13 protein-coding genes and 1 tRNA gene are annotated in these 11,858 nt (G+C 59.6%); 9 read left to right on the top strand and 5 right to left on the bottom strand.

Features of this window, described 5'->3' with window-relative positions:
• Position 1 precedes the first annotated feature (1 nt).
• The 3 genes from cgtA to rplU form a co-directional block, all read right to left on the bottom strand.
• The gene (gene cgtA, locus AC56KW_RS00070) at positions 2-1,114 is read right to left on the bottom strand and encodes an Obg family GTPase CgtA (RefSeq protein ID WP_497168694.1); all 1,113 of its coding nucleotides are present in this window, start codon (positions 1,112-1,114) and stop codon (positions 2-4) included.
• 106 nt (positions 1,115-1,220) lie between these two features.
• Positions 1,221-1,493 carry a 50S ribosomal protein L27 gene (gene rpmA, locus AC56KW_RS00065; RefSeq protein ID WP_027865916.1) on the bottom strand — a complete coding sequence of 91 codons (273 nt, stop codon included), beginning with the start codon at positions 1,491-1,493 and terminating at the stop codon, positions 1,221-1,223.
• A 42-nt stretch (positions 1,494-1,535) separates the two neighbouring features.
• The gene (rplU, locus tag AC56KW_RS00060) at positions 1,536-1,847 is read right to left on the bottom strand and encodes a 50S ribosomal protein L21 (protein WP_137175280.1); all 312 of its coding nucleotides are present in this window, start codon (positions 1,845-1,847) and stop codon (positions 1,536-1,538) included.
• A 284-nt stretch (positions 1,848-2,131) separates the two neighbouring features.
• Between rplU and ispB the strand changes: the two genes are divergently transcribed.
• The 6 genes from ispB to AC56KW_RS00030 all read left to right on the top strand — a co-directional run bounded on the left by ispB (position 2,132) and on the right by AC56KW_RS00030 (position 7,440).
• The gene (gene ispB / locus AC56KW_RS00055) at positions 2,132-3,121 is read left to right on the top strand and encodes an octaprenyl diphosphate synthase (RefSeq protein ID WP_497168693.1); all 990 of its coding nucleotides are present in this window, start codon (positions 2,132-2,134) and stop codon (positions 3,119-3,121) included.
• Between the two features lie 54 nt (positions 3,122-3,175).
• A tRNA-Pro gene (locus tag AC56KW_RS00050) sits at positions 3,176-3,252 on the top strand.
• A 1,125-nt stretch (positions 3,253-4,377) separates the two neighbouring features.
• Positions 4,378-4,752: an IS66-like element accessory protein TnpA gene (gene tnpA, locus AC56KW_RS00045; RefSeq protein ID WP_370662117.1), complete on the top strand. Its 375-nt coding sequence runs from the start codon at positions 4,378-4,380 to the stop codon at positions 4,750-4,752.
• Positions 4,749-5,096, top strand: a complete 348-nt coding sequence (gene tnpB / locus AC56KW_RS00040; RefSeq protein ID WP_497168692.1) for an IS66 family insertion sequence element accessory protein TnpB — start codon at positions 4,749-4,751, stop codon at positions 5,094-5,096. Before tnpA ends, tnpB begins: the two co-directional genes overlap by 4 nt.
• 29 nt (positions 5,097-5,125) lie before the next feature.
• A complete protein-coding gene (tnpC, locus tag AC56KW_RS00035; RefSeq protein WP_497168691.1) occupies positions 5,126-6,670 on the top strand; it encodes an IS66 family transposase in 1,545 nt (514 codons plus the stop codon).
• Complete coding sequence (locus AC56KW_RS00030; RefSeq protein ID WP_497168690.1) at positions 6,667-7,440, top strand: replication initiation protein; 774 nt, start codon at positions 6,667-6,669, stop codon at positions 7,438-7,440. The genes tnpC and AC56KW_RS00030 overlap by 4 nt, the downstream gene beginning before the upstream one ends.
• On the opposite strand, the gene AC56KW_RS00025 is transcribed toward AC56KW_RS00030, so the two are convergent.
• A protein-coding gene (locus AC56KW_RS00025; protein WP_497169063.1) for an IS3 family transposase occupies positions 7,437-8,524 on the bottom strand; the annotation gives its coding sequence in 2 pieces (ribosomal slippage) (positions 7,437-8,272 and positions 8,272-8,524; 1,089 coding nt in all). The two genes, AC56KW_RS00030 and AC56KW_RS00025, sit on opposite strands and share 4 nt — an antisense overlap.
• A gap of 549 nt (positions 8,525-9,073) precedes the next feature.
• Positions 9,074-9,505, bottom strand: a complete 432-nt coding sequence (locus AC56KW_RS00020) for a glycoside hydrolase family protein (protein ID WP_497168689.1) — start codon at positions 9,503-9,505, stop codon at positions 9,074-9,076.
• 251 nt (positions 9,506-9,756) lie between these two features.
• Here AC56KW_RS00020 and AC56KW_RS00015 point away from each other — a divergent pair, with 251 nt between their 5' ends.
• From AC56KW_RS00015 to AC56KW_RS00005, 3 genes are all read left to right on the top strand, one after another.
• Positions 9,757-10,248 carry an Hcp family type VI secretion system effector gene (locus AC56KW_RS00015; RefSeq protein ID WP_497168688.1) on the top strand — a complete coding sequence of 164 codons (492 nt, stop codon included), beginning with the start codon at positions 9,757-9,759 and terminating at the stop codon, positions 10,246-10,248.
• Positions 10,249-10,333: 85 nt separating this feature from the next.
• Complete coding sequence (locus AC56KW_RS00010) at positions 10,334-11,026, top strand: hypothetical protein (RefSeq protein WP_497168687.1); 693 nt, start codon at positions 10,334-10,336, stop codon at positions 11,024-11,026.
• A 491-nt stretch (positions 11,027-11,517) separates the two neighbouring features.
• Positions 11,518-11,858 (top strand): transposase (locus tag AC56KW_RS00005; RefSeq protein WP_497168686.1); only part of this gene is annotated, 341 nt, incomplete at its 3' end.

The following is an 11,858-nucleotide window of genomic DNA, read 5'->3' as shown; positions in this document are numbered from 1 at the left end:
TTCAGTCTTCGATGATCTTGAAACGTGGATCGTCAGGATCGATCGACGAGATGCCGCGCGCTTCCTCGGTCATCGAGGTTTCTTCGGCGCGCTGCTCGGAATGGCGCTTTTCTTCGAGGTGCAGGTAGATCGCGTTGATCAGGTCCTGGCAGCCTTCGCGGTTCAGGGCCGAGATCTCGAACACGGGCCCCTTCCAGGCCAGGCGCTTGATGACGTCCTTGACGCGCTTCTTGCGCTCGGCCTCGTCGAGCACGTCGAGCTTGTTCAGCACCAGCCAGCGCGGCTTGTTGAGCAGCTCTTCGTCGTACTTTTCGAGTTCCTTGATCAGGGCCTTGGCTTCCTTGACCGGGTCGACCTTTTCGTCGAACGAGGACAGGTCGACGATGTGCAGCAGCAGGCCGGTACGGGCCAGGTGGCGCAGGAACTGGTGGCCGAGACCCGCGCCTTCGGAGGCGCCTTCGATCAGGCCGGGAATGTCGGCGATGACGAAGCTCTTCTCGTGCGACACGCGCACCACGCCCAGGTTCGGGTGCAAGGTGGTGAACGGGTAGTCGGCGATTTTCGGCTTGGCGTTCGACACGGCCGTGATGAAGGTGGACTTGCCGGCGTTCGGCATGCCCAGCAGGCCCACGTCGGCGAGCACCTTCAGCTCGAGCCGCAGGGTCCGGCGCTCGCCATCCTTGCCCTCGGTCTTCTGGCGCGGTGCGCGGTTGGTCGAGGTTTTAAAATGGATATTGCCCCAGCCACCCTCGCCGCCCTTGGCCAGCAATTCGGTCTGGCCGTGCTCGGTCAGGTCGGCGATGATCTCGCCGTTGAGATCGTCGATGATCAGCGTGCCGACCGGCATGCGGATCGTGATGTCCTCGGCGCCCTTGCCATAGCAATCGGAGCCACGGCCCGGTTCACCGTTCTTGCCGGTGTGGACTTTCGAGTAACGGAAGTCGACTAGGGTATTCACATTGCGGTCGGCAACCACAAAGATCGAGCTGCCCTTGCCGCCGTCGCCGCCGTCCGGACCGCCGAATGGGCGGAACTTCTCGCGACGGAACGAGGCGCACCCGTTGCCGCCGTCGCCAGCGATGACTTCAATTCTTGCTTCGTCAATAAACTTCATGATTGTGACCGCTTAAAAACTAAAAAGGCCCTACCGTGGGCAGAGCCTTTCGATGGAAGGCTTGCGCCTTGCAAAGAAGCGCCGCTAGTGCGGCGCAGATGCGTTATTACGCTGCGACTGCTTCGTTGGCAACGACGGTCACGAACTGCTTCGAGCCCACGCCTTGCTTGACGAACTTGACGGTACCGTCGACCAGCGCGAACAGGGTGTGATCCTTGCCCGTGCCGACGTTGGTGCCAGCGCGCACTGGGGTGCCGCGCTGACGGATGATGATGCCGCCGGCGTTGATTGCCTGGCCGCCGTAGACTTTCACGCCGAGGCGCTTGCTTTCTGAGTCACGGCCGTTGCGGGTAGTACCGCCGCCTTTTTTGTGTGCCATTTGTTTACTCCTTGATGACTATGCTGGGAACCGGAACGGCGATTAGCCGTTGATCGTGACGATCTGGATTTCGGTGAAGTTCTGGCGATGGCCTTGACGCTTCTGGTAGTGCTTACGACGGCGCATCTTGAAGATACGGACCTTGTCGTGACGACCATGCGAAACCACTTTCACCAGCACCGTTGCACCTTCGACCAGCGGAGCACCAAACTTGATGCTTTCGCCTTCGCCAACGGCGAGGACCTGATCGATCGTGAGTTCGGAACCAATGTCAGCCGGTATCTGTTCTACTTTAAGTTTTTCACCAGCGACAACTTTGTATTGCTTGCCACCGGTTTTTATGACCGCGTACATGATTTGAAACCTCATCAAATGTTAAAAGAATCCGCCAGCAACAGAGCCCCGCGCAAGAGCGCTGGACTGTTCGTAAGCCGGGGAACAGGGGATTATACATAAATTGCCGTGGTGCGTCAAAAGCGATCGGCGAACGTTTCCTTGCGTGGCGGGACACCAACGTCGCACGGGGCGCCGGCCAACCCATCCCGCATGCGCCCTGCCCTCCAGGCAGGACGGATATCCATTGCATACCGTATAATCGCGGCACTCTTATAGTTAACCCACGTCTTCGCAGGTCAGCCTTGTCAGCCGCCACTCAACACGCCCAACAGAACACCATCGTCCAATCGATCGCCCCTGACATGGAGGCCGTCAATACGGTGATCCGCCAGCGGCTGCACTCCGACGTCACCCTGGTGAACCAGATTGCCGAGTACATCATCAGCGCGGGCGGCAAGCGCATCCGCCCGGTACTGGTGCTGCTGCTGGCCAATGCCTACGGCTACCGCGGCACGGCCCACCACGAGCTGGCCGCAGTGGTCGAGTTCATCCACACCGCCACCCTGCTGCACGACGACGTGGTCGACGAATCCTCGATGCGCCGCGGCCGCCAGACCGCCAACGCCCTGTTCGGCAATGCCGCCTCGGTGCTGGTGGGCGACTTCCTGTATTCGCGCTCGTTCCAGATGATGGTCGGCCTGGACAATATGCGCGTGATGCAGATCCTGTCCGATGCGACCAACGTGATCGCCGAAGGCGAAGTCCTGCAGCTGCTGAACATGCATGACCCGGACGTGACCGAGGCGGCCTACCTGCTGGTGATCCGCTCCAAGACCGCCAAGCTGTTCGAAGCAGCGGCCGAGCTCGGCGCACTGGTGGCCGGCGCCAACGACGCGCAGATCGACGCGGCCGGCGAATACGGCCGCTCGCTGGGCACCGCCTTCCAGCTGATCGACGACGTGCTCGACTATGCGGGCGACGCCGCCGAGATCGGCAAGAACCTGGGCGACGACCTGCGCGAAGGCAAGCCCACCCTGCCGCTGATCTGGCTGATGGAACATGGCACGCCCGAACAGCGCGAGCTGGTGCGCAACTGCATCGAGCAAGGCGACGAGCAGCAGTTCGACGCCGTGCTGGCAGCGGTGACGTCGAGCGGCGCGCTGGATTACACCCGCACGCAGGCCGAGGAAGCGGCCCGCCGCGCGTCGAACGCGATCGCCGATTTGCCCGACAGCGTCTACAAGGACAGCCTGCTCCAACTCAGCCGTTTCGCTGTTGACAGGAACCATTGAGGGATTTTATAGTAATGCCATCCCGGGGTGACCTGTAAAGACACCCCAAACCGTCGGGGTGTAGCTTAGCCCGGTAGAGCGCTACGTTCGGGACGTAGAGGCCGGAGGTTCGAATCCTCTCACCCCGACCAAACGAATATTTGAAAAGCCTAAGTGATTCAAGCACTTAGGCTTTTTGCTTTTAGTCGTTATGAATGAAGATTCGGAGTAAATCCTTAACCTCGATGGCCCAAGGATGGCCCGCGAAAATCGATATTGTTTTGAATTGCAAAATGATCTCGGCGTCGGCGTCGGCGTAAGCAAACTTTGGCTTGACGCTGCCGCGAATTTCCTCATACGATTATGCATGGGTGAACGCAACAGCGTTCCTGCCTAGCGCCATACAAGATCGCTGTGTAGCCCAGGGCGCGCGGGGCAGGGAGATCAGGCCAACTGAGAGATAACCTGATTGAGAGAGCAGCTCAACGCTCGGCGTATACCCGCCAGGGTGTAGATACAGGTGCGCAAGCGCAACCGACACCTGCTATCAAGCCCAAGTGAACAAGGCCCCGTGAGGTGCGGCGAAGAACGTCAAGATTCTGAACTTGATGCGCCGTAACCAATAGCATCGGCTCTCGCAAGCGCGTTTGCTTGTGAGACTCCTATGCCGAGATCATCTTCAGTCGCCCGCACTGGCGATTCATCACACCCCACCCTTTCAAAAAGTACGCCAAAGCCGGGGACGCAGGCTGTCGCCGGTGGCTTCGGCCCCGCCTTTCTCGCTCCTGCGGCGCTACTCGTAGTGCCGCCTGCTGATCTGCCACGAATTCTGTTCATCGAACAACTTGCCAATCTCATTGGTAAGACAGAGACGACGATCAGAACCTGCGCGACGAACGCCAAATATGCCCATCTGATCCCTCGACCGTTCAAGCTACCGAATAGCAGGCGCCTTTGCTGGTACGAGCGCGATGTCCTGGTTTGGATCGAATCGACTCGACCGGCTGAGCCACCGCCGCCGCGCCGTCCTCGCGGCCGCCCAACGAAAGCCGAACAGCTATCGCGGGCTCGATGGCGCAGAACGCCGCAATGCAGGGTGCTGCTAAGGTGGATGAGCAATGAGCCGCACCGACCGCGCCCCCATTGTCGGCGACGCCTCCCTACGCGCCGAATATGCGGCTGCGCTGATCGCGCGGTAAGCGTCCTCCCAGCACCGTCTGTACCTAGCCAACTCGCTCTGCGAAAGTAGTTCCCGTTACTTTTTGATGGGAACTACTGTGGACACTGTTGGCCAGACGAGCAATCGCAAGGGACGTCCCAATTATCCGACCGAGTTCAAGCACCGCCTGGCCACGACAGCGTGTGAACCAGGTGTGTCGGTGTCGAAGCTGGCGCAGCAACATGGGATCAACACGAACATGCTGTTCAAATGGCGGCGCGACCTGCGTGCTGGCCTGCTGACAGAGTCGAAATCGCAGTCGGCGCATCTGCTGCCCGTCGTGGTGCAGCGCGCCCAGGCACTGCAGGCACATCCAAGCGTCACATCGTCAGCAGGCATTATTGAGATCGTCATCGCCGACGCAGTTGTCCGCGTCGGTGCCGGCACCGATGCCGTGTTGCTCCAGTTGGTACTTCACAGTCTGCGCACATGATCGGCCTGCCTGCTGGCACGAGGATCTGGCTTGCCGCCGGCGTCACCGACATGCGTGCCGGGATGAACGGCCTGGCGGCGAAAGTCGAAACTGCGTTGGCTGAAGACCCGTACTGCGGCCATGTGTTCGTGTTCCGCGGTCGGCGCGGTGACATGCTCAAGGTCTTGTGGTGGTCCGGCGATGGCCTGTGTCTGCTGGCAAAGCGACTTGAACGCGGCCGCTTCGTCTGGCCGCAGGCAGACAGCGGCAGCGTCTCGCTGACGCAGGCGCAGCTTTCGATGCTGCTCGAAGGGATCGACTGGCGCCGGCCTGAACGCACCTGGCGACCGACGTCAGCCTTGTAAACGTCCGTTGCCTCGCGTAAACTCAGCCCATGCTGACCGCCGCCGACCTCCCCAACGACATCGATGCCCTGAAGGCATTGCTGTTGGCACGCGACGAGCAGATCGTGGGACTGCAGGCACAGCTGAACACGCGCGCCGCCGAGATCGAGCATCTGAAATTGTGGATCGCAAAGCTGCGGCGCATGCAGTTCGGCCGCAAGTCCGAGAAGCTCGACCACCAGATCGAACAGCTTGAATTGCAGTTGGAGGATTTGCAGGCCGACGACGCCGAGGCCGAACGGGAAATGCCGCCCGCCGATCGCGCGCCACGTCAGCGTGCGCCGCGCAAGCCACTGCCCGAGCATCTCCCGCGCGATGAAAAAGTGTATCTGCCGGCGACGACAGATTGCCCAGCCTGTGGCGGGAACCTGAAACAGCTCGGTGAGGATGTGTCCGAGCAGCTGGAGTTCGTGCCCGCCAGCTTCCGCGTGATCCGCCATGTGCGCCCTAAATTGGCCTGCGGCTGCTGCGATGCAATCGTTCAGGCGCCAGCACCAAGCCGCCCGATCGAGCGCGGCATCGCCGGGCCCGGTCTACTGGCCCATGTGCTGGTCGCCAAGTTCGCCGACCACCTGCCGCTGTATCGCCAGTCAATGATTTATGCGCGCGAAGGCGTCGATCTGGACCGGGCACTGCTGGCCAGCTGGGTGGGCGCCGCCAGCGCGCTGCTGCGCCCCCTAGTCGACGCGATCCGCAAGCACGTGCTGGCGGCGGCCAAACTGCACGCTGATGACACGCCAGTGCCGGTGCTCGCGCCGGGCAATGGAAAAACCAAAACCGGGCGACTCTGGACCTATGTGCGAGACGACCGGCCGGCCGGCGATTTGACCCCGCCGGCCGTCTGGTTCGCCTACTCGCCAGACCGCAAGGGTATCCATCCGCAAACGCACCTGACCAAGTTCGAGGGCGTGCTGCAAGCTGACGCTTACGCCGGCTTCAACGCCCTGTACGAAGGCGGCGGAATCGACCAAGCGGCATGTTGGGCGCACGCGCGCCGCAAGTTCCACGACCTGCACGTGGCGCGGCCCTCGCCGCTGACGACAGAGGCGCTGCGCCGCATCGCCGAACTGTATCTGATCGAGGCCGAGATCCGCGGCAAACCACCCGACGAGCGCCGGTCGGTGCGACAGGCGCGCGCGCGGCCATTGCTTGACGACCTGGAACAGTGGCTGCGCGCCGCGCTTGAAAAGCTCTCACACAAATCCGACACGTCGGCGGCCATCCTGTACGCCCTAAACCTGTGGCCGGCACTGCTGCATTACTGCGACAACGGCGTCATCGAGATCGACAACTCAGCAGCCGAGCGGGCGCTGCGAGGCATCGCCATCGGCCGGCGCAATTACCTGTTCGCTGGCGCCGACAGCGGCGGCGAACGTGCGGCCGCCATCTACTCGTTGATCGGCACGGCCAAGCTGAACGGGGTCGACCCCGAAGCCTGGTTGCGTCATGTGCTGACGCAGATCGCCGACCATCCCGTCAACTGTGTTGCCGAGCTACTGCCCTGGAATTGCCCCCAGCAGATCAAGCCTACTTGAACAACACTCCGCTTCCCAGCGGTGTGATGCCATCATTAATTAAATCGACGCGCTGCTCAAGACGGTGGTGGGACGACGCTTACATCGCGCGTGGAATTTCCACAGCAGATGCCCATGCACTCGCCGCTGGAACGCAGTACATACCGCGCAAAGCTCAGTCTGCAAAGCTCCCATCACGAGCGGAAGCCTCTGCGTCGACTGATGCGCTGCCCGGCAAGCTGAGCGTTCGCGGCAACAAGCTACTTGAAGTCGGAGTTGCCATCGCGATGGATCCGCCAGATGGGGATGAGTTGATCTTCCATCACTCCATCCTCTGTCAAACCGGTCTGCCACGCCGAAAAGTAAAGGGACGGGAATTTCAACGTCGTGTTGGTTCTGCCTGGCTGCACCTGCAGGCAGGTGTGCTCAACATCGCTGGCATCCCGGTTCCTCAGCCTATCCCGTATGGGGCCACTCCGCGCCTTGCTTTGGCATCGATCTCCACGCTGGCTCTGCGAACCGGCTCACCTGCCATCGAAATTGGTCGTACGCCTGCTGACTTCATGCGGTTGATTGGCATGGCGGACACACAAGGGGGCCGCTACGACACCCTGCGCTGCCAGTTCAACGCAATGGGTGCCTGTCGGCTTCAGATGGGATTCGCAGATCAGACCTTCAACAGTATGGCGGTGAAGCAATACGAAGCCTGGCTGCCACGTATCGCCGGTGAACGCAACAAGTGGCCCAGGGTAATCCCCCCATTTTTAGAGCACGCTAAAAGTAGAGGTTAAGCGGCGAGTGCCAATTTTTGTTTTGGCGTAATACCGCCGAGTGCCATATTGGGCCGGTCGTGATTGTAGGTCCACAGCCAGTTGGTGGCAAATTCCTGGATTTCGTCGAGCGTCTCGAACAGGTGATGGGCAAGCCAATCATAGCGAACCGTCCTGTTGTAGCGCTCGACGTAGGCGTTCTGTTGGGGTTGGCCAGGCTGGATGAAATCGATACGGATGCCGCGCTTGGCAGCCCACGCCAAGGTTACTGCACTGATGTATTCAGGACCGTTATCGCATCGGATTGCTGCCGGCTTGCCGCGCCATTCGATAATCCGGTCGAGTGAGCGTATCACGCGCTCGGACGGCAGCGAGAAATCGACTTCGATCCCCAGGCCTTCGCGGTTGAAGTCATCGATCACGTTGAACAGACGGATGCTGCGCCCATCGGCGAGTTGGTCGTGCATGAAGTCCATCGACCAGCTCTGGTTGATCGCGGTCGGCACCGCCAGCGGGAGCGGTTTCTCGCGCACCAGGCGATGGCGCGGCTTGATGCGCAGGTTCAGTTCGAGTTCGCAGTAAATCCTGTAGACGCGCTTGTGATTCCATTTGAAGCCCTTGACGTTGCGCAGGTACAGGAAGCACAAGCCAAAAACCCAGTTGCGCTGGTTGTTCGTCAGCCGTACCAGCCAATCAGCTATCAGGGCATTTTCCGCGTCCAGCTTGGCCTTGTAGCGATAACAGGTCTGGCTGATGCCAAACGCCTGGCACGCCAGCTTGACCGTCGCTGCTCGCTGCGTTACCGCCCATTGCGCCATCTCCCGCCGCTGAGATGGCGCTACCATTTTTTTGTGAGCGCCTCCGCGACGATCTCGGCCTTGAGGCGCTCCTCGACATACATCTTCTTGAGGCGCCGTTTTTCTTCCTCCAGCTCCTTCATGCGTGCCATCAAGGAGGCATCCATGCCGCCGAACTTGGACCGCCACTTGTAGAACGTGGCGTTGCTAATGCCGTGCTCGCGGCACAGCTCCGGTACAGGGCTGCCGGCTTCGGCTTGCTTGAGGATGGCGATGATCTGGCTGTCGGTAAAGCGGGACGTCTTCATGTAGAGCTTTCTGTTCTTAAGTAGAAATTCTACTTCTGAACGCGCTATTTTTGTGGGGGGATTACCCTGCTGCAGCTTAGCTTCAGAAGGCGGCAGCTTTACTGCGTCGAAGAAGAAGCCTTTCCAGTACAAAACGATGCGGTCGTGACCTTTAAGAAGTGCTTCAGTACAGGCTAGGTCGATGACAGTAACTGTCGAGGGCAACCCAAGGCGGCCTGATGCTGCATGAGCTTCTTCGCGCAGATAGCGAACGGTGTCTTCATAGTGCCGTTCGAATTCAGGGTCTTCGCAAGTCTCCCCGGCCAAGGTCACTTTCGCCTTCTCGATGACCAGAGTCTTCCCTATCAGGCGTGCGGCCTCTTTGTCGTCAAGTGACGAGATTTGCGAGGAGTCGAGCACCTTGGTGAGCTTCCAGCTCCCTAAGATGTCGTCGTTTGGCTCTACGGCCTGCGCCGGCAGGGACGACAAAACAGCCCAAGCCAGAGCGGTAGCGGTGGACCGCACTCGCAGACGGGTGGTTACGCGTAGAAATGACATGGCAGCTCTCCCTTACCTCTTCTTTGGGGCTTCTATTGGCGCGAATGGTGCACTCTCTTCAGCGCGACGAGAGATAAGCCCACGAGCCACAACTTTTTTACCCTTGATTGTCGTGCGCGTCATCTGACGTATGTTGGCTGCTGCGCCTTTGAAATCGCCTTTTTCGATGAGCTTGTACGTGCCGCGACTGCCGCGTGCGCCGGCATTGTAAGTTAAGCTGACGAGAGCATCGAACTGCTCCTGGCTGAGTGCTTGCGCGCGTACGTTGCTGCGTACCTCGCGTTCAGCCTTGGCAACACGACGAGCGTACTCAGAGTCCACCTCAGCTTTGCTAACCGGGCGGGCCAGCTCTTCTTTTGAACATGGACCGCGGTGGGCAAGGATGCCCGCCCCCCAGGTGCAATGGCCTCGACCAGGGCCTCCATCATCGTAGTACTGATACATGTCCACCTCCCGTTTTCGCATGCGTGCACGGGCTTCCGGACTCATGTACATGCTGTCATTAGCGCCGCTTGTGGCTTGGGTCGATGCGGGTGACGTTGCCGGCATTTATGGCTCCTGCGGATTCCGAAGAGAACGCCAATTTACTCCTGCTGAAACGCTCCTTCGTTGCGGGCTAACAAGCAAGCGCGGCGGTTGCGGAGAAATAATTTCACCTGCGCGGACACTCGTCCGTATTCCCATCGGAGAAGCAAATGGCGATTGACGTATATCTGCAAATTGACGGTATCAAAGGCGAATCTCAGGACGATAAACACAAGGACTGGATTGAGTGCCAATCAGTCAACTGGGGCATTCATCAACCCAGGACCGCGACAGCTTCGACCGGTGGCGGCCACACCGCAGAACGTGCCGAGCTACGCGAAGTGACGTTCACCAAGATTGCGGACCTCGCCTCGCCGATTCTGATGCAGCACTGTGCGATGGGAAAAACGATGCCGAAGGCAAAGTTTGAGTTCATGCGTGCGGACGGCCAAGGCAACCCCATCAAGTACTTCGAAATCGAGCTCGAGAACGTCTTAATCGGCGGCATCGAGCCAAGCATCGAGCCTGGGACTATCCTTGATGAACAAGTGAGCCTGAAGTATTCGAAAATCAAATGGCGCTACACCCAACAGAAAATCGGCGGAGGTGCCGGTGGCAGTACTGTAGGCGGCTGGGATTTAGCAGCGAATAAGGTTGCGTGACGACTTGTGCCAGCGCTGCGCCGGCGTCTTGTTGACCGGCTGCCCCCTTGGCCCTAGACTGAATCAGTCAACCAAGGGGGTACTTATGCCTAGACAATTGCCAGATTACCTGCCAGCCAACTGGCCAGACAACGCCTGTATCCCAACGGGTGCAGAGTGGGAAGTTGCGCGGGAGGAGGAACGCATCGCCGCAAGAGTTTTCGAGCAAATGAGGACTACGCGCGCTCAGGAGCCTACGCCTGAATCCATCGCAGCCGGCAACGCCGCAATGGCAGAAGCCCACGTGCGAGCTGCAGAGACGGTGATGCGTCAAATTGAGAGCAAAGAACTGTTGACTGCTACCGAGTTCTGCGATGTCCTAGAAGTAGATGCCGACTGGCTCGATGCTGCGTTAGATGAGTGTCGCGTGTTCGCAATCATCGGCCCTGGCGGTCGTGCCTACTATCCCGCGTTTTATGCAGACTCAGCCATTAAGCGTGAGCAAGTAGAGCAAGTAGAGCGAGTTACGCGCGCGCTCGCCCTCCTCCATCCACGCTCTCAACTTCTGTTTTATACGACGGTCAGGGCGTCGCTCGGCGAGACACCGCTAGAAGCCCTCCGTGCAGGCCGGCTCGATGACGTTATAACGGCTGCACTGGGGACCACGGCTGATACACCGCCACGAGTGCCGTCGATTGTGGAAGTGCTCGGCGGAGAGGCCTGGCCGCCAAAGGCCGCACCACGCCATGACCCCGGTCAGTCGTTCACTGATGTGTTGAAAGGGGCCAAGCGCCGTTGAGCTCGCTGTTACGAACGGCTGCTGGGGTTTGGCTTGCGGGCGACATTGTCTCGCGGACAGGTGCAAAAGTCGGCCTCAGATGCTATTTCAAGGACCTATCTCGTCCTGCCGAGGACAAGTTCAAGGGGAAAGTCAGCTATACCTTGCCGCCTATTACACATCACCTGAGCAATGGCAGATATGTCGCGGGTCGATGATTTTGATGTGAGTAATTGCGCTCTCTTGCATGCAGTTTCGCGTATCTGCGACCTTGGGACCGTGCGGATAAAACAGGTTTGTACACATAGGACCTCAACCTATGGAGTTCCAGCATGACAAATCCCTTCAAACCATTAACCAAAGACGACATCGCCGACGTACTTGGATTGTGCTTACGCACAGTCGAAAACTGGGTGAGCGACGGCACGCTTCCCTCGCCAAAGAAGTTGGGAAACCCCCCGGTGTCAGACTAGTTGTCGCCTCTAAATTTCCCCCAGAGGTAGAGGCGCAAGATGAAAGCAAGGTATTCTCCGGCATTTGTAGAACAGGCCCTGGTCAAGGTATTCTCGCGTGGCGGCAGGAGCGTGCAGGCAGTCGCGGACGAGATCAACGTCAATTACCACACGCTGAAAAACTGGATGGTGAGGAGCGCAGTGGCAAAGACGAATACCCCGGCGGCGAAAGAGAAGCGCCCACAGGACTGGAGCGCCCAGGAGCAGCTGGTAGCACTGCATGGAACGCACGGCATGACTGGCGAGGCGTTGAGCGCGTGGTGCCGCGAGCATGGCATTTTTCCACATCATCTGGTCGAGTGGCAGGCGGGGTTCTGCACAGACAAGAAAGCGGGCCCCGC

The organism is Telluria sp. RT2P19, assembly GCF_059685725.1.
The sequence above is the reverse complement of the archived record's forward strand: the minus strand, read 5'-3'. Positions and strand labels throughout refer to the sequence as shown.